The sequence below is a fragment of the Rhodococcus spelaei genome (assembly GCF_006704125.1).
GTDB classification, from domain to species: Bacteria; Actinomycetota; Actinomycetes; order Mycobacteriales; family Mycobacteriaceae; genus Rhodococcus_G; species Rhodococcus_G spelaei.
In genome coordinates this window covers 294,771-315,037 of the sequence record NZ_VIGH01000005.1, presented here as the reverse complement: position 1 = coordinate 315,037, position 20,267 = coordinate 294,771, and the positions used below count along the sequence as shown (strand labels likewise).

Sequence of the window (20,267 nt, the reverse complement as noted above, 5' to 3'; positions counted from 1 at the left end):
CACCGCTACTCCTCGACGGCGATGTCCTCGCGGCTCCACTCCGCGTTCAGCACCCCCCCGATCCGAGCGAGCGCGGCCGGCGCAGCCATCCCCCAGTGGTCTGCCTCGACACCGTGCACGAGGATTCGTCCGTCGACGACCTCCTGCCAGGTGTCGGCGCCGACGGTGCCGCTCGGGTCGTCCTCGAGTGCAGCAAAGTAGAGGACGTCGCCCTTGAACTTGGGCGGCACGTAGTCGTCGGTCATGGCGCTCGCCTGACCCACCGACTCGATGGCCGCCGAGATCCGTTCTGCGCTCATCGCATTGAACGGAGCGGGGAGATTCCCGAGGATACCCTCCAACAGGTCTTCGGACAGTTCCTCCGCGGCCAGCGTCTCCAGCGGCAGAACGGACGCCACACCGTCATCGGCCAGCAGAGCAGGGAGAAGCCCGCCGAGCAGATCGGCTGCACTCATGTCCCGCCCCTGGACGGAACCCTCGGTGGGCGAGTGCGCATAGCTGTCCATCATGGCCAGCGTCCCGATCTCCTCACCCATCGCCTGCAACTGCGACGCCATCGCATGCGCAATCATGCCGCCGAGCGACCACCCGAGCAGGTGGTAGGGACCTTCCGGTTGGACCGTTCGGATCTGCTCGACGTACACCCGCGCCCACGCCTCGATCGACTCCGGCAACGCGGCGCCCGAGAGTGCCGGCGACTGCAGCCCGTAGATCGCCCGCTCACGGTCGATGTGCGGGCCCAACCCGGCGAACGCCCACGAGACTCCGAGAACCGGATGGATGCAGAACACCGGGGGTTTCGATCCGCCCGCCCGCAGTGGGATCAGCACGTCGAGAACCGCGTCGTCGGACAGGTTCTCGAGTCCGAGTCGCGCCGACTCCACCCGCGCCGCCAACGCCGCCACCGTCGAATCGGTGAACAGCCACAGCACCGGAACCCGCAGCGCCAGTTCGGCGCCGATCCGTGCCGTCACCTGCGTCGCCAGCAACGAGTTGCCGCCGAGCTCGAAGAAGTCGTCGTCCGCACCCGCCCGTTCGACGTCGAGCACCTCCGCGAATGCCTCGGCGACGACCTCCTCTGTCCTGGTGGTCGGCGCCCGGAATTCGCGCGCCGCAAAGACCGGCTCCGGCAAGGCCTTCCGGTCCAGCTTGCCGACCGGGGTGACCGGGATCTCGTCGAGCACCATGATGGCCGCCGGCACCATGTACGCGGTCAGCGACTGGGCCGCGAACTGGGTCAGCTGCGCGGGATCGACCGTGCGGCCGGGTGCCGGCAACACGTACGAGACCAACGAGGTCGAGCCCGCCGCGTTCGTGTGCCCGATCGTGGCCGCAAACTCCACATCCTCGTGGGCCGACAACGCTGCGTCGATCTCGCCCAGCTCGATCCGGAAACCGCGCACCTTCACCTGGAAGTCCGACCTGCCGAGGTACTCGATCTCGCCACGTTCGGTCCACCGCACCACGTCACCGGTCCGGTACATCCGACCTCCGGGCTCGCCGTACGGGTTGGCCACGAACCGCTCGGCCGTGAGGTCCACCCGGCCGCGGTAGCCGCGGGCCAACGCGGGCCCAGCCAGGTACAGCTCGCCGGAAACACCGCGCGGCACCGGCTGCAGTCGGCCGTCGAGAATCAGGGTCTGCACCCCGCTGACCGGTCCACCGATGGTGACCTGCTGTCCCGGTACCAACGGTTCGCCCGAGGTCGCCATGACGGTGGCCTCGGTCGGACCGTACCCATTGACGAGCTCGTGGGAGCCTGCCCATCGCGCCACCAGCTCCGGCGGGCAGGCCTCGCCGCCGACCACGGCGACCCGCAGGTCGGGCAGTACGGACGGATCGACCGACGCCAGCACCGACGGGGTGATCACCAGGTGCGTGACGCGTTCACGCCGCATCAGCTCGGTCAGTTCTGCTCCGCCGTAGACGGTCGGAGGGACGATCACCATCGTCGCGCCCGAACCGGTCGCGAACAACAGCTCGTTGACCGAGATGTCGAAGCTGGGGGAAGCGAAGTGCAACGTCCTCGATTCGGCCGAGATCCAGTACCTCGTCCGGGCGAAGTAGCTGAGGTTCGCCAATCCGGAATGGGTGACGACCACGCCCTTCGGCTTGCCGGTCGAACCCGACGTGTAGAACACGTAGGCCGGATTCTCGATCCGCAACGGCACGACGCGGTCCGCATCGACGATCGGGGCCGGTGAGACCGCCGAGCACCTCTCGACGACGGCGTCGTCGTCGATTGCGACCCAGCGCACCTGAGCGGGCAACTCCGCCGCGAACCCGGCGGTGGTCACGCCCAGGACTGCCCTGCTGTCGGTCAGCATGTGGGCGATGCGGTCGGCCGGATACTTCGGATCCACGGGGACGAAGGCCGCGCCGGTCTTGGCGACAGCCCACACCGTCAGCACCGACTCGATCGACCGCGGCAACGCCACGGCAACCAATTCCTCGGGGCCTGCCCCGAGTTCGATCAGCACACGCGCCAGCCGTGAGGATCGTTCGTCGAGCTCGCGGTAGGTCAGCTCGCGACCACTGTCGGTCACCGCCACCCGGTCCGGATCCATGGTCGCGCCGGCGGCCAGCAGCCCGGCCAGGGTCTGCGGCTCGCCCCCGTCCGCTCCGAGTCGGGTGGTCAGCGCCAACCGTTCGGCGCTGTCCAGGGTGTCGATCTCTCCGACCGTTGCTGCCGGCTCGGCAACGACCGCGCGGAGCACCCGCAGGAATCGGTCAGCGAGATCGATCACCGTTCGCTCGTCGAACAGGTCGGTCGCGTAGTCGATTCCGCCGGTCAACCCGGCGAACTGCCCGTTCTCGTCGATCCGCTCGGCCAGGTTCAGCTGCAGATCGAACTTCGCGACCGTCGCGTCGAGATCGAGGCCCTCGGCCCGCAGTCCGGGTAGCTCGACCGCCCCGCCCTCGCTGTGGCTTCCGAAGGCCAGAGCGACCTGGAACAGGGGGTGCCGGCTCTGCGAGCGTTCCGGTGAGAGAACCTCGACCAGTCGCTCGAACGGCACATCCGCATTCGCGAAGGCCGTCAGGTCGGTCTCCCGTGCGTGGGCCAGCAACTCCTCGAAGGTCGCACCCGGGGCCACGGTCGTCCGCAGCACGAGCGTGTTGACGAACATGCCGACCAGGTCGTCGAGCGCGGCCTCGCCACGGCCCGCGACCGGCGTACCGATCGCGATGTCGCCGCTGCCGGACATCCGTGCCAGGAGCACTGCCAACGCGGAGTGCGCGACCATGAACAGAGTCGCATTGTGCCGGCGGGCCAAGTCGGTCAGCGCGCCGTGCAGATCCGCGTCCACCCCGAAGTCGACGCTCGCGCCTCGATGGGAGGCCACCGGCGGCCGGGGCCGGTCGGCGGGCAGTTCCAGCTGGTCCGGGAGCCCCGCCAGGTTCTGCGTCCAGTACGCGAGCTGGCGAGCGATCAGCGACTGCGAGTCGTCCTCGCTGCCGAGCACCTCACGCTGCCACAGCGTGTAGTCCGCGTACTGCACCGCAAGCGGGGCCCAGCCGGGCTCGTGGCCGGCGGACCGGGCAGCGTAGGCCGCCATCACGTCGCGGGCCAGCGGCCCCATCGAGAGCGCATCGCCCGCGATGTGATGCACCACGAGCACCAGCACGAACTCGCCGGTTGCGGGTGCCGCGCCGTCGTTCTCCGGCGCGACCTGCAGCAGAGCCGCACGCACCGGAACCTGCTCGGTCACGTCGAAGCCCGTCGTCACCGTCTCGATCACCCGGTCGATCAGTGCCGATTCGGGCACCGACACCAGCTCGAGCTCCGGGATCGCCTGCTCCGCGGTGAGAATCACCTGTGAGCCGGTTCCGTCCACGGACGGGTACACGGTGCGGAGCACCTCGTGCCGGTCGACCACGTCAGCCACCGCGGCCTGCAGTGCCGGGACATTCAGCGCGCCGGACAACCGCACCGCGACCGGAATGTTGTACGCCGCCGACCCGGTGTCGAATTGGTTGATGAACCACATCCGCGACTGCGCGGTCGACAGCGGAATCCGGGCCGGACGCTCCCTGGCCGTCAAGGCAATCCGGCCGTCCCCGCCCACCGCGGCGTCGAGCGTTGCGGCGAGAAGCTCGACCGTGGTGGTCTCGAACAGCTCACGCACCGCGACACGGGTGTCGAGCGCGCTGCCCAGCCGCGCGGCGACCTGCATCGCGACCAGCGAGTTGCCGCCGAGTTCGAAGAAGTCGTCATCGAGACCGACTCGCTCGACGCCGAGCACGTCGGCGAAGGTCTCGGCGACCAGTCGCTCGGACGCGGTCTCCGGCGCGCGGTACTCCCTTGCCTCGAACGTGGGCGCCGGCAACGCCTTACGGTCCAACTTGCCCGACGAGTTCAGTGGGAACTCGTCCAGCACGACGACCGCCGCCGGAATCATGTAGGTGGGCAGCGACGTCGCCGCGAAGCCGACGAGATCCGCCTGGACCACCTGCGCGCCCTGCGACGGCACCACATATGCCACCAACTGATCACCCGTCGCGGTGGAGACCACCAGCACGGCCGACTGCAGCACTGTCTCGTGCGCGAGCAACGCCGTCTCGATCTCGCCCAGCTCGATCCGCTGGCCGCGGAACTTGACCTGGAAGTCGGTGCGCCCGATGTAGCCGAGCTCCCCGTCCGCACCCCAGTACACGAGATCGCCGGTGCGATACATCCGTTCGCCGTGCTCGCCGAAGGGATTGGCCACGAACCGATCCGACGTCAGGTCGACCCGGCCGTAGTAGCCGCGGGCGAGCTGGTCGCCCGCCAGGTACAGCTCGCCCGGCACTCCCACCGGAACGGGTCGCAGCCGCGAGTCGAGGACGAACACCTGCGAGTTCCACTGCGGCCGTCCGATCGACACCGCCGCCGCGTGACCGTCACCGGTCACCTCCCGGTAGGTGATCGACACCGCTGCCTCGGTCGGCCCGTACAGGTTGTGCAGCCGAGCCGAGCTGACCGCCGCGAACGCACGCACCGTCTCCGCCGGCAGCGCCTCACCGATCACGAACACGTGCCGCAGCGAGCCCAGCGGCGCGCCGGCCGCGTACTCCGAGAACACCGTCAGCATCGACGGTACGAAGTCCGTCACGGTGACACCGTGCTCGGCGATCTTCTCACCGACGTACACCGGGTCGCGGTGGCCGTCGGGGGTCGCGACCACCAACGAGGCACCCACTCGCAGCGGCATGAACCAGCCCCACAGCGACACGTCGAACGTTGTCGCGGTCTTCTGCAGGTACACGTCGGAGCCGTCGAGCAGGTACTCACCCTGCATCCACTCCATCTGGTTCACGATCGCGCCGTGACTGACCGCGACGCCCTTCGGCTTTCCGGTCGATCCCGACGTGAAGATCACGTAGGCCGGGTGCGAGGGCATCAGGGGTGCACGACGATCCGCGTCGGTCAGCGGCGCAGCCGCGTACGCGGACAGGTCCACGGTGTCGATCCTGAGGACCGTGCGGTCGCCCGGGACCTCCACGCCGTCTCTCGCGGTGGTCAGCACGCAGGCCGGGTCGGCCGTGTCGAGGATGTGCCCGATCCGCTCCACCGGGTGGTCCGGGTCCACCGGCACGTACGCACCACCCGCTTCGAGCACCGCGTAGATGCCCACGACGAGGTCGAGCGACCGACGGATGGCCAAGGCCACCAACGACTCCGGTCCGACTCCCTCGGCCACCAGCAGCCGCGCCAGTCGGCTCACCTTGTGGGCGAACTCGGCGTAGGTCAGCATCTGGCCCTCGTACACCACGGCGGTGGCGTCCGGCGTGGCGGCGACCTGGCGACGGAACCCGTCCAGCAACAGCTGTCCGGCCGGCAATGCGTGCACCGAATCGTTCCACCGCTCGAGCAGCATCGTGCGCTCGTCCGATTCGAGCAACTCGACGTCGCCGACCACTGCCGCCGGGTCTGCGACCACCGCTCCGAGCATCCGACCGAACCGATCCCCGAACCGCACGATCGTCGCCTCGTCGAACAGGTCGGTGGCATAGGTCAGGTGCACCCGGATCCCGGCGGGCGCCCCGTCGGCGTCGTAGTTCTCCGACACGGTGACCTGCAGGTCGAACTTGGCGATCTCCTCGTCGAACTCGACGCCCGCGACACTCAGCCCGTCCAACTCGAGGCTGGGCGTTGCCAGGTTCTGGAAGAACAGCGCCACCTGGAACAGCGGGTGCCGTGCCTGCGACCGCGCGGGGTTGAGCACCTCGACCAGCCGCTCGAACGGCACCTCCGCGTGTCCGAACGCACCCAGGTCCGTCGTCCGGACCCGCCCCAGCAGCTCCGTGAACGACTCCGCCGGATCGACTTCCGCCCGCAGTACCAGCGTGTTGACGAACATGCCGACGACATCGTCGAGCGCGGCGTCGCCTCGTCCGGCGATCGGCGCACCGATCGCGATGTCGGAGGTACCCGACAACCGGGCCAGCAGTGCGGCGAGGGCGGCGTGCACCACCATGAACACGGTGGCTCCCTGTGCACGGGCGACGGCACCGAGCCCGACGTGCAGATCCGCATCCAGGTCGAATCCGACCGCCGCACCGCGGTTCGAGGCGACGGCCGGACGCGGCCGGTCGGCCGGGAGGTCCAGCTGTGCAGGCAACCCGGCGAGGGCCTGTGTCCAGTACCCGAGTTGACGCGAGATCAGGGACTCCGGGTCCTCCTCGGAACCCAGCACCGCACGCTGCCACAGGCTGTAGTCCGCGTACTGGACCGGCAGGGGCTCCCACGACGGCGCCTCGCCCGTGATCCGGGACGCGTAAGCCAGCATCAGGTCACGCACGAGCGGTCCCATCGAGAAACCGTCCGCGGAGATGTGGTGGACCACGAACACGAGTACGTGCTGATCTGCTGCCGGCGTGGTGTCCTCGACCCGCAGCAACGCGACCCGCAACGGAACATCGGCCGTCACGTCGAATCCGGTCGTGACGAAAGCCGCCGCGTGGTCGAGCAGTTCGGCTGCCGAGACCGGTACCGGCCTCAGATCGACGGCGAACTCCCCGGCCGGGTAGATCACCTGGTGCCCGGTGCCCTCGTACTCGGGGTACACCGTGCGCAGGATCTCGTGCCTGGCAACCACATCCGCGAACGCCGCCTGCAATGCCGCGACATCGAGGTCCCCGGTGAGCCGGACCGCGGCCGGAATGTTGTTGACCGCGCTCTGGTTGTCGAACCGGTTGAGGAACCACATCCGTTGCTGCGCCAGCGACAGCGGGATCCGGTCCGGCCGCGGCTGCGCGCTGAGCGCGACCCCTCGACCGCTTCCGGCGTGGGCGCCGATCGCCGCGGCAAGCGTCGCGACAGTCGATGCCTCGAACAGCACGCGAACCGGCACGGTGGTGTCGAGTGCCGCGCCGAGCCGCGCCGCCGCCTGGGTGGCGATGAGCGAGTTGCCGCCGAGCTCGAAGAAGTCGTCGTCGGCGCCGACGCGCTCGACGCCGAGGAGGTCCGCGAACGTGGCCGCGACGATCTCCTCGACCGGGGTCGCCGGGGCACGGAAGACCCGTGCCTCGAACATCGGGGCAGGCAACGCCCTGCGATCCAACTTCCCCGACGCACCCAGCGGGAACTCCTCGAGCACCACGAGCGCCGCCGGCACCATGTACGCGGGCAACGTCGCGGCCAGTGCTGACTTCACCGCACCGGACTCGATCTCGGCACCCGCGGAGGGCACCACGTAGCTGACGAGCCGCTCGCCCGCGACCGGATCGCGGTGCAGCACGACGACCGACTGCGCGATCTCCGGCAGGTTCGTCAGTGCGGCCTCGATCTCGCCGAGCTCGATCCGCAGGCCGCGCAGCTTCACCTGGAAGTCGGTGCGGCCGATGTACTCGATCTCCCCAGCGCGACTCCAGCGCACCAGGTCACCGGTGCGGTACATCCGGGCACCCGGCACGAACGGGTTCGCCACGAAACGGTCCGCCGACAGGTCCGGCCGCTCGACGTAGCCGCGGGCCAGCTGGGTGCCGGCCAGGTACAGCTCGCCGGACACCCCGACCGGGACCGGGCGCAGCCGGGCGTCGAGCACGAAGACCTGGGTGTTCCACACCGGCGCGCCGATCGGCACGCTCGTCCGATCCGCTTCGGTGACCTCGTGGAACGTGACGTCGACCGCGGCCTCGGTGGGTCCGTACAGGTTGTGCAGCCGTGCCAGCGGCAATGCCGCACGCAGCCGGTCCGCCGTCTCGGCGGGCAGGGCCTCGCCGGACGCGAACACCCGGACGAGCGAAACAGCCTGCACCGCAGATGGTTCCGCAGCGAACACCGCCAGCATCGACGGCACGAAATGCATCGTGGTCACGGACTCCGCGGCGACAGTCTCCGCAAGGTAGGCAGGATCCCGATGTCCGTCCGGAACGGCGATCACCAGGCGCGCACCAACCTGCAACGGCCAGAACAACTCCCACACCGACACGTCGAAGGTGACCGGGGTCTTCTGCAGCACCGCGTCGTCGGCGCCGAGACCGTAGTGGTCCTGCATCCACACCAGGCGGTTGACGATCGCGCCGTGCGAGACCGCCACGCCCTTCGGCCGACCCGTCGAACCGGAAGTGAAGATCACGTATGCCGTGTTCTCCTGCCGCAACGGCGACACCCGGTCCGCATCGGTGATCGGCCGACTTTCCAGACCGCTCACGTCCAGCAGGTCGATGGACAGGACAGACCTGTCCCCCGCACCGTCGAATCCGTCCCACGAGGTGGACAGGACGCACACCGGGTTCGCGGTGTCGAGAATGTGGCCGATGCGGTCGGCGGGCTGATCCGGATCCAGCGGCACGTACGCGCCGCCCGCCCGCACCACCGCGTAGATCGCCACCATCATCTCGAGTGACCGGCGGATCCCGATCGCCACCAACGCCTCCGGGCCCACCCCGAGCGCGATCAGGTGTCGTGCCAGGAGGTTCACCCGCTCGTCGAACTCCGAGTAGGTCAGCGTCGCGCCCTCGAAACTGAGTGCGATCGCGTCCGGCGTGCGGGCGACCTGCTCGTCGAACAACTCGACCAGAGTCTGCGGGGCGACCACCTCGTCCGTCGCATTCCAGTCGAACAGCACGCGCTCGCGCTCGGCGTCGCCGAGCACGTCGACGTCGCCGACGAGGACCTCGGGCGACGCGACCGCGGCGCGCAGGATCCGCACGAACCGCTGCGCGAAGGACTCGATCGTGGCCGGGTCGAACAGGTCGGTGGCGTACCGCAACGCGGCAGCCATCCCGCCGGGACGGCCGCCGACCTCGACGCCCTCCGTGACGATCAGTGTCAGGTCGAACTGCGTGGTGTCGGCCTCGTGGTCGACCCCTCGGATCGTCAGCCCGGGCAGCTCGAGGGTGGAGTCCTCGTCGACCTCGAACGTCATCGACGCCTGGAACAGCGGTGAATGCGACTGCGAACGAGCCGGGTTGAGCACCTCGACGAGTCGTTCGAAGGGGATCTCGGAATGCCCGAACGCGGCGAGGTCGGCCGCCCGAACCCTCCGGAGCAGATCTCCGAAGGACGCGGACGAGTCGACCTCGGTGCGCAGCACGAGGGTGTTGACGAACATGCCGACGAGGTCGTCGAGTGCCGCCTCGCTGCGGCCGGCGATCGGCGTGCCGACCGCGATGTCGCTGCCGCCGGACAGTCGCGCGAGCAGCACCGCATAGGCGGCGTGCACGACCATGAAGGTGGTGACGCCGTACTCGCGGGCCAGCGCCCCGATGCCGGCGACCACCTCCGGATCGATCTCGAACGGCAGTCGTGAACCGCGGCCGGAGGCAACCGCCGGACGCGGCCGGTCGGTCGGCAACTCGAGCACGTCCGGAAGGCCCGCGAGGGCGTCCTTCCAGAAGCCGATCTGCCGGGTGGCCAACGACTCCGGGTCGCTCTCGGATCCGAGGACCTCGTGCTGCCACATCGTGTAGTCCGCGTACTGCACCGGCAGGGGCGCCCAGACCGGAGGCTGCCCCGCGGTGCGGGATGCGTAGGCCAGCATCAGGTCTCGGGCCAGCGGACCCGTCGAGACACCGTCCGCACTGATGTGATGGACCGCCATCAACAGCACGTAGTCGTCGGTGCCGGTACGCAGCAGCGCTCCCCGCACCGGGACCGCGGCCGTCACGTCGAAACCGGCGCCGAGGATCTCGACCAGACGGGCCGCCAGGTCCTGGGGGTCGGTGTCCACGGGAGCCAGATCGAGCTCTACCCGGTCCGCAGGCAGGATCACCTGGACCGGCCCCTGACCGTCGTGCGGGAACACCGTCCGCAATGACTCGTGCCGTTCGATCACGTCGCGGACCGCGCGCTCGAGCGCCTCGACGTCGAGGGCGCCCTGAAGCCGGATCGCGAGCGGAATCGTGTAGGCGGACGAGGTCGGATCGAACTGGTTGAGGAACCACATCCGGTTCTGCGCCGACGACAACGGGATCCGGTTCGGACGCGGTCGGGCGATCAGCGCGGGCGCTGACGCCGACGCCACAGCCCGCTCGGCCTGCAGGGCCAGGCCCGCGACCGTCGAGGCCTCGAACACCGCACGCACGCCCAGCGCACAGCCGAGCGCGGCATCGACACGGGACACCAGGCGCATGGCCAACAGCGAGTTGCCGCCGAGGGCGAAGAAGTCGTCGTCGGCTCCGACGCGTTCGACGCCGAGCAGTTCCGCGAACACCGCCGCGACCGCGACCTCGGCCGCGGTGCCCGGCTCGCGGAACTCGACCGTCGCCGCCGCGAAGTCCGGTTCCGGCAGTGCCTTCCGGTCCACCTTGCCTGCACTGCTGAGCGGGAACTCGTCGAGCAGCAGGATCTGCGACGGCACCATGTACGCCGGCAGTTCGGCCGCAACCACTGCGCGCAGCTCAGGTCCGGTCGTCGTGACCCCGGTCCGCGTGGTCACGTAGCCGACCAGGTGCTCGCCGGCGTGTCGGCTGCGGACCACGGTCACAACAGCCTGTGCCACCGCCTCGGAGCGCATCAGAGCCGACTCGATCTCGCCGAGCTCGATCCGCAGGCCGCGCAGCTTCACCTGGAAGTCGGTGCGGCCCAGGAACTCCAGCTGACCGTCGGCATTCCAGCGCACCAGGTCTCCGGTGCGGTACATCCGCTCGCCGGACTCGCTGTACGGATCGGCCACGAACCGTTCGGCGGTGAGATCCGCGCGGCCGAGGTAGCCGCGAGCCAGCTGGACGCCCGACAGGTACAACTCACCCGCGGAACCCACCGGGACCGGATGCAACCGGGTGTCCAACACCACGGCACGCGCGTTCCAGCTCGGGCCGCCGATCGGCACGGTGGCCAGGTCTCCGGCCAGCCGCTCCACGCCCGGCTCGAAGATGATGCCGACCGTCGTCTCGGTCGGACCGTAGGTGTTGTCGATGCTCGTGCCCGTGGTCGCCGCGAAGTCTCGCAGCAGTGCGGGCGAGAGCTCCTCGCCACCGGCGATCACGAACCGCAGCGATTCCAGCGACGAGGCCGTGCCGGCCGCGAGGAACATGCCGAGCATCGAGGGAACGAACTCGGCGATGGTGATCGACTGCTCATGGATCAGTCGGGCCAGGTACTCGGGGTCACGATGCCCGTCCGGGGTCGCGAGCACCACCCGGCCGCCGACCTGAAGGGCCGCGAAGCACTCCCACAGCGACACGTCGAACGTCGCAGGCGCCTTCTGCACCACACGGTCGGCGGCGGTCATCGAGTACCGGTCGACCAGCCAGGCCAGGTAGTTCGTGATCGACAGGTGGCTGACCGCGACTCCCTTGGGTCGGCCCGTCGAGCCCGACGTGTAGATCACGTACGCGGTGTTCTGCGGGCGCAACTGCGCACGACGTTCGCCGTCCTCGACCGGCGAGGCGTCGTATCCGCTCAGGTCGATCGCGTCGATCTCGATCACGGGCAGGCCCGCGGGCAGGCAGCCCCGGTCCCGGCTCGTGGTCAGCAGGCACACCGGTGCCGCGGACTCGAGTACGTACTCGGTGCGCTCGGCCGGGTGATCGGGGTCGATCGCCACGTATCCGCCGCCCGCCTTGACGATCGCGTACATGCCGACCATCAGCTCCACCGAGCGACGCACGGCAAGTCCGACCAGCGTCTCGGGTCCGACCCCGTCGGCGATCAGCTTGCGCGCCAACCGGTTCACCCGCTCGTCGAACTCTCGATAGCTGAGTTCCTCACCCTCGAACACCAGTGCCACCGCATCCGGGGTGCGGGCGACCTGCGCGTCGAACGGGTCGGTCAGGATCGATGCGGCGACCGCGACCTCGGTCTGGTTCCACTGCTGCAGTACTCGCCGGCGCTCGGCGGCTGCGAGCATGTCGACGTCGCCGATCACGGCCCGCGGGTCCGCGGTGACCGCCTGAAGGATGCGCACGAACCGGTCCGCGAAACCTGCGACCGTCGACTCGTCGAAAAGATCTGTCGCGTAGGTGAAGTCAGCCGCCATCCCGATCGGCTCACCATCGGTCGCGATCGAGTCGCCGACCGTCAGGTCCAGATCGAACTGGGTCACCCGCACACCGGCATCGAGCGCACCGATTGTCAGTCCGGGCAGCTGGAGCTCGGTCTGCTGCTGGTTCTGCAGCGTCAGAGACACCTGGAACAACGGCGAGTACGACCGGGACCGCGTGGGGGACAGAGCGTCCACGAGCCGTTCGAACGGCACGTCGCCGTGACCGAACGCCGCGATGTCGCCGTCGCGGACCCGCCCGAGGACCTCCGCGAAGGTGTCGGACGGCTCCAGCCGGGTACGCAACACGAGGGTGTTGACGAACATGCCGACGAGGTCGTCGAGGGCGGCCTCGCCGCGGCCCGCGATCGGGGCGCCGACGGCGATGTCGGTGCTGCCGGAGAGACGCGCGAACAGCACCACGAGCGCCGCGTGCAGCACCATGAACGGCGTCGCGCCCTGCTCGCGTGCGACCCGCTCGATTCCGTCGCGCAACTCGCTGTCGATCTCGAAGGGCAGCCGCGCCCCTCGGTTGCTGGCGACTGCCGGCCGGGGCCGGTCGGTCGGCAGTTCGAGAAGCTCGGGCAGACCCGCGAGAGCACCGCGCCAGTAGTCCAACTGGGTGCTGATCAGTGATGCCGGATCGTCCTCTGTTCCGAGCACGCGCTGCTGCCACAACGCGTAATCCGCGTACTGCACGGGCAGCGGCGACCAGTCCGGTGCCTGCCCCGCACTGCGGGCGGCGTAGGCGACCATCACGTCGCGAGTCAACGGGGCGACCGACCAGCCGTCCGCGCTGATGTGGTGCACGGCAAGAACCAGGACGTGGTCGTCCGCACCCACCGCGAACAGGGACGCACGCAGCGGCACCGTGGCGGTGACGTCGAACGGCGCGGACAGCACCGCGACCACCCGCTCGAGCACCTCCGACTCGACGACGTCGACCGGACTCAGGTCCTGCACGACGTCGGCCGCGGGCACGATCAGCTGACGCGCGACCCCGTCGATCTCGGGGAAGATGGTGCGCAGCGACTCGTGGCGTTCGAGCACGTCGAACATCGCACTCTGCAGTGCGGCGAGGTCGAGAGTTCCGGTGACCCGGATCGCGACCGGAATGTTGTACGCCGCCGAATCCGGCTCGAACCGGTTGATGAACCACATCCGCTGCTGAGCCAGCGACAGCGGCAGCGCGTCCGGACGCTCATGCGCGACAAGCGGCGCCCGGCCACCGAGTCCGATCCGGGACTCGAGGGCGGCGGCGAGGTCACGCACCGTCGTGGCCTCGAACAGCACGATCACGGGAACCGACGCGTCCAGCGCGGCGCCCAATCGCGCGGAGACCTGGGTCGCGATCAGCGAGTTGCCGCCGAGTTCGAAGAAGTCGTCGTCGGCGCCGACCCGTTCGAGACCGAGCACGTCCGCGTACACGTCCGCGACAACCGCCTCGAGGGCAGTGGTCGGCGCGACGTACTCGCGAGCCGCGAACACCGGCTCCGGCAACGCCTTCCGGTCCAACTTGCCTACCGGGGTACGCGGGATCTCGTCGAGCGTCATGATCACCGCCGGCACCATGTGCGCCGCCAGCTTGCCGCCGACCGCGACCTTGAGCGCATCGATGTCGACCTCGTCGCCGTCCGTGGCCATCACATACGAGACCAGTGAGGTGACGCCGTTGGCCGCGGTGTGCCCCACCGTGAACGCGAAGTCGATCTCGGGCTGCGCGGCGAGCACCGCGTCGATCTCGCCCAGCTCGATCCGGAAGCCACGCACCTTCACCTGGAAATCGGTGCGCCCGAGGTAGTCGACCTCGCCGCCCCGGGTCCACCGAGCGACGTCGCCGGTGCGGTACATCCGCTCCCCCGGTGCGCCGTACGGGTCGGCAACGAATCGTTCCGCGCTGAGACCGGGTCGGGACCGGTAGCCGCGAGCCAACCCGAGTCCGGACAGGTACAGCTCGCCGACGGCTCCGACCGGAACCGGCCGCAGCCGGTCGTCGAGAATGATGTTCCGGATACCCGCGGTGGGGAGACCGACAGTGATCTGCTGTCCGGGCACCAACGGGCCGGTGGCAGTCGAGAGAACCGTCGTCTCGGTCGGGCCGTAGCCGTTGAAGAAGCGGCGACCCGGCGCCCACTTCGCCATCAGTTCCGGCGGGCAGGCCTCACCCGCGACGGCGATGACGCGCAGGTGGTCGAGGCCGGACGGATCGACGGATGCCAGCGCCGACGGGGTGATCATCATGTGGGTGACCCGCTGACGACGCAGCAGATCCGCGAGTTCCTCACCGCCCCACACGTCCGGCGGGGTGACCACCAGGGTGGTGCCGACCCGGACCGGCAGCACCAGTTCGTAGATGGACACGTCGAAGCTCGGGGACACGACGTGCAGGGTGCGCATGTCGGGCTCGACCGGGAAGTCGTCGACCATCTGGTCGCCGATGTTGGAGAGGCCGGCGTGGGTGACCATGACGCCCTTGGGCAGCCCGGTCGAACCCGAGGTGTAGATGACGTACGCCGGGTTCGCGATCCGCAGCGGTCGGATGCGGTCCTCGTCGGTCACCGGCGCGGATGACAGCCCCGCCGCCTGCGCCTCGATCTCGTCCAGCGTCACCCACGCGACCGAATCGGGCAGCTGCGCACGATGCTCGTCCACGGTCACGCCGATCACCGCCGCAGAGTCGGTGACCATGTGGGTGATGCGGTCGTCCGGGTAGGACGGGTCGACCGGCACGAACGCGGCACCCGTCTTCACCACCGACCACATCGCGAAGACCGACTCCACGGACCGGCGGATTGCCAGCGCCACAACGGTTTCCGGACCGGCACCGTGGGCGATCAACGCGCGGGCCAGTCGAGAGGACCGCTCGTCCAGCTCGCGGTACGTCAGCTGTCCGGTCTCGCCGGTCAGAGCGAGCACGTCGGGGTTGCGCGCCGCGGAGGTCGCGAAGATGTCCGCGAGCAGCCGCGGATCGGAGGCGCTCCGCAGGCCGTCCGGACCCACCGTCGAATCGACGCGTCGCACCAGGTCGGCACGCTCGTCGACGGCCAGGATCTCGATGTCGCCCACCGCGACCGCCGGCTCGACCAGGATCGACTCGAGGATCCGCACGAACCGCTCGGCGAAGCCGGCCACCGTCGACTCGTCGAACAGGTCTGTGGCATAGGTGAACTCGGCTGCCATCGGCTCGTCGGCCGCACCGTGCTGCAGGGTCAACTGCAGGTCGGTCTTGGAGCTGTCGAGGTTCGCCTCCTCCATGGAGACGGTCAACCCCGGCAGGTCGATGGCTGCCGGGCCCAGGTTCTGGAACGAGAGCGCGACCTGGAACAGCGGGGACCTTGCGGTGGAACGCTGCGGATTGATCACCTGCACGAGGCGTTCGAACGGCACGTCGGCGCGCCCGAACGCATCCAGGTCGCGGCGGCGCACCTGCGCCAGCAGGTCCTCGAACGACGCGTTCCCGTCGACCTCGGTGCGCAGCACCAGGGTGTTGACGAACATGCCGATCATGTCGTCGAGCGCCTGCTCGCCGCGCCCGGCGACCGGGGTGCCGATCGCGATGTCGGAGGTGCCGCTCAGCCGCGCCAGCAGCACGGCGAGCACGGCGTGCACGACCATGAACGGCGTGAGCCCACGGGCCTGGGCGAAGTCCTCGAGTGCACGCCGCGTCGCCGCCGGCACCTCGAAGGGCAGGCGTCCTCCTCCGAAGGTCTGGACTGCCGGTCGCGGACGGTCGGACGGCAGGTCGAGCTGATCCGGCAGACCTGCCAGCGTCTCTCGCCACTGCGCGATCTGACGCGAGATCACGCTGTCCGGGTCGGCCTCCGACCCGAGCACCTCACGCTGCCACAGGCTGTAGTCGGCGTACTGGACCGCCAGCGGCGCCCAGTTCGGCGCCTCGCCGGCCACCCGTGCCGTGTAGGCGAGCACGATGTCGCGGGCCAGCGGCCCCATCGAGAAGCCGTCGGCACTGATGTGGTGCACGACCATCAGCAGCACGTGCTCGGTACTGCTCAGCTCGAACAGTTGCACCCGCACCGGCGCGCTGGTGGTCACGTCGAAGCCGGTGCCCACCGACTCCGCCACCCGCGCGGCCAGGGTCTGCTCGTCGACTCGGATCGGCGCCAGGTCGAGCGTCGTCTCCGACATCGGGACGATCTGCTGGACCGGGCCGTCGGAGCCGTACGGGTACGCCGTCCGCAGCACTTCCTGGCGTTCGAACACGTCGAGCACGGCCGCTTCGAGCGCCGCGACGTCGAGTCGGCCGGAAAGCCTGATGCCGCCGGGGATGTTGTACGCGGCGGAGTCCGGTGCGATCCGGTTGAGCACCCACATCGGCTGCTGCGCCAACGACAGCGGAATCTGCTCCGGACGCGCACCGGCAACCAACGCGACGCGGTCACCGTCACCGGTGTGCGCCTGCACCCGGGTCGCGAGTTCGCCGACGGTGGGGGCCTCGAACAGCCAGGCCACCGGAATCCGGGTCTCGCGTGCGGCGCCCAGTCGGGCCGCGACCTGGGTGGCCACCAGCGAGTTGCCGCCGAGGGCGAAGAAGTCGTCGTCGAGGCCGACAGTGCCGGCGCCGAGAACGTCTGCGAAGACCTGCGCCACGAGCCTCTCGACGTCCGTGACCGGCGCCCGGAACTCAACCGCCTCGAACTCGGGATCCGGCAGGGCCTTCCGGTCGATCTTGCCGTTGATGTTCAGCGGCAGAGCTTCCAGCGCCACGAAGGCCGAGGGCACCATGTAGCTCGGCAGGGCCGCCGTCGCGGCCGCCTTCAGCTGCGCCACGTCGAGGTCGACTCCCGTCGCGGGCACCACGTACGCGACCAGCCGGTCGCCGGTGCGCTCGTCCGAACGGGCGGTCACGACCACCGCCGCGACGGACTCCTCGCGCGCGAGCGCGGCCTCGATCTCGCCGAGCTCGATGCGGAAGCCGCGGACCTTGACCTGGAAGTCGCTGCGCTCGAGGTACTCGAGCTCGCCGTCCGCGCGCCAGGTGACCAGGTCTCCGGTGCGGTACAGGCGCGCGCCCGGCGCACCGAACGGATCGGCAACGAACCGGTCCGCGGTCAGGTCGGCGCGCCCGTGGTAGCCGCGCGCCAGCTGGGCACCGGCGAGGTACAGCTCGCCTGCCACCCCGGCGGGTACCGGGTTGAGTCGACCGTCGAGGACGTAGACGCGGGTGTTCCATTCCGGTGCGCCGATCGGCACCGAGGTGACGTCGAGATCGGTGACCTCGTGCGAGGTCACCGAGACCGCGGCCTCCGTCGGGCCGTACAGGTTGAACAGGCTCGCGGCGTTCGACGCCCGGAACGCCTGCGCGGTCGCCGCGGGCAGCGCCTCGCCGATCGCGAGCACACGGCGCAGCGAATCAGACAGTGCGCCATCGGATGCGGCGACACCGAGCATCGACACCATCGACGGCACCGCGTGCAGCGTGGTGACGGCCTGCGTCCGGATCAGGCCGAGCAGGTAGTCCGGATCCTGATGGCCGCCCGGCTTCGCGATGACAAGGCGACCGCCCGAGACCACCGGAGTCCAGAACTCCCACACGGACAGGTCGAAGGTGGCGGCGGTCTTGAGAAGGGCCGCGTCGGAACCGTCGAGCCCGAACTCCGCACGCATCCACAGCAACTGGTTGACGATCGCCGAATGGCTCACGGCCACACCCTTGGGCCGGCCGGTCGAACCCGACGTGAAGATCACGTAGGCCGGGTGCTGCGGGCGCAGCGGGCGGATCCGGTCGGCGTCCGTGATCGGGGCATCCGAGTATCCGGAGAGGTCCTCGCGGTCCAGAAGAAGGACAGACCTGTCCCCTGCTCCGTCGAATTCGTCTCGCGCGGTGGACAGCACGCAGACCGGGTTCGCGGTCTCGAGAATGTGTCCGATCCGCTCGGCCGGGTGGTCCGGGTCGACGGGCACGTAGGCACCGCCCGCCACGGCGACCGCGTACATCCCGACAACCAGGTCCGTCGAGCGCCGGATGGCCAGCGCGACCAACGACTCGGGGCCGACGCCGTGCTCGATCAGCCTGCGCGCCAACCGGTTCACGCGTGCGTCGAACTCGCGGTAGCTCAGTTCGGCGCCCTCGGACCACAGAGCCAGCGCGTCCGGGGTCGCCGCGACCTGCGACGCGAACAGGTCGGCGAGGGTCCGGTCGGTGAACTGCTCGTCGGTGTCGTTCCACCGCGCCAGCAGGCACTCGCGCTCGGCAGCGTCGAGGATGTCGAGATCGCCGACGATCGCATCCGGATTCGCGACGGCCGTCTCCACGATGCGCAGGAAGCGCTCGGCGAACCGCTCGACCGAGGCCTGGTCGAACAGGTCCGTCGCGTAGTGGAACATCGCGTCCACGCCGGCAGGCGCGCCGTCGGAGTCGAAGCGCTCGGTGAGGAACAACTGCAGGTCGAACTGCGTGATCTGGTTGTCGATCTCGAGGGCCGACACCGTGAGCCCGGGCAGTTCGAGAGACTTCTGGGCCACGTTCTGGAACGAGAAACCGACCTGGAACAGCGGATGCCGCGCGGTCGACCGGGTCGGGTTCAGAACCTCGACGAGGCGCTCGAACGGCACGTCGGCGTGACCGAACGCCGCCAGGTCCGACTCGCGCACCGCCGACACCAGCTCGGCGAAGGACTTCGCCGCGTCGACGTGGGTGCGGAAGACCAACGTGTTGACGAACATGCCGATCAGGTCGTCCATCGCGGCCTCGCCGCGACCGGCGATCGGAGTGCCGACCGCGATGTCGTCGGTGCCGGACAGTCGTGCCAGCAGCAGCGCCAGCGCGGTGTGCGTGGCCATGAACACCGTCGCACCCTGTCTGCGGGCAACCTGGGTCAACCCGCGGTGCAGGCGGGCGTCGAGCTCGAAGGCCACCCGCCCACCCTGGTTGGAACGCACCGCGGGACGGGGACGATCGCTCGGCAGGTCGAGCTGATCCGGAATTCCGGCAAGTGCCTGCCGCCAGTAGTCGAGCTGCTGGCCGGCCAGCGAAGTCGGGTCCTCCTCCGAACCGAGCAGCGCACGCTGCCACAGCGCGTAGTCCGCGTACTGCACGGGCAGCTCCGACCACGCGGGTGTAGCGCCCGAGAGCCGAGCGGCGTAGGCAGTCATCACGTCGCGGACGAACGGCGTGATGGACGAGCCGTCTGCGGCGATGTGGTGCACCACGAACGCAAGAACGAACTCGGTGCTGTCCAGCTGGAACAGCCGCACCCTCAGCGGAACCTCGACCGTGACGTCGAACGGTCCGGTCGCGAACTCGAACAGGTGCTGCGGCAGCTCGTCCGCGCTCACCCGGACCGGAGTCAGGTCGCGGGTCACCGCGTAGGGCGCCTCGATCACCTGGACCGGGCCGTCAGCGGTCTCCGGGTAGAGCGTCCGTAGCGACTCGTGCCGTGCGATCACGTCGGCCAGCGCGGCCTCCAGTGCGCCCCGATCGAGCTCACCCGAGAGCCTGATCCCCATCGGGATGTTGTAGGCACTCGAGCTGGTGTCGAAACGGTTGAGGAACCACATCCGCGACTGCGCCAGCGACAGCGGAATCTGCTCCGGACGGTCCTGCGCGACCAACGCCGGCCGAGCGCCGGTGCCGGCGATAGTGCCGGCCGTGGCCGCGAGATCGGCGACGGTCGAGGCCTCGAACAGCGTCCGCACCGGGACGCGGGTGTCGAGCGCGGCACCGATCCGGGCCACCACCTGCGCCGCGATCAGGGAGTTGCCGCCGAGCTCGAAGAAGTCGTCGTCGAGTCCGACCCGGTCGAGACCGAGCACCTCGGCGAACACGCCGGCCACGATCTCCTCGGCGGGGGTCGACGGGGCGCGGTACTCCCGCGCCTGGATCACCGGTGCCGGCAA

At 69.6% G+C, this 20,267-nt stretch carries 1 protein-coding gene (only partly in view); it reads right to left on the bottom strand.

The features are described from left to right. Window positions 1–5 precede the first annotated feature (5 nt). Window positions 6–20,267, bottom strand: partial view of a non-ribosomal peptide synthase/polyketide synthase gene (locus FK531_RS13480; RefSeq protein ID WP_142100103.1) — the 3' portion only. It continues 12,513 nt past the right edge of the window; only the last 20,262 of its 32,775 coding nucleotides appear in the window; its start codon lies off the right edge, out of view; the stop codon is at window positions 6–8.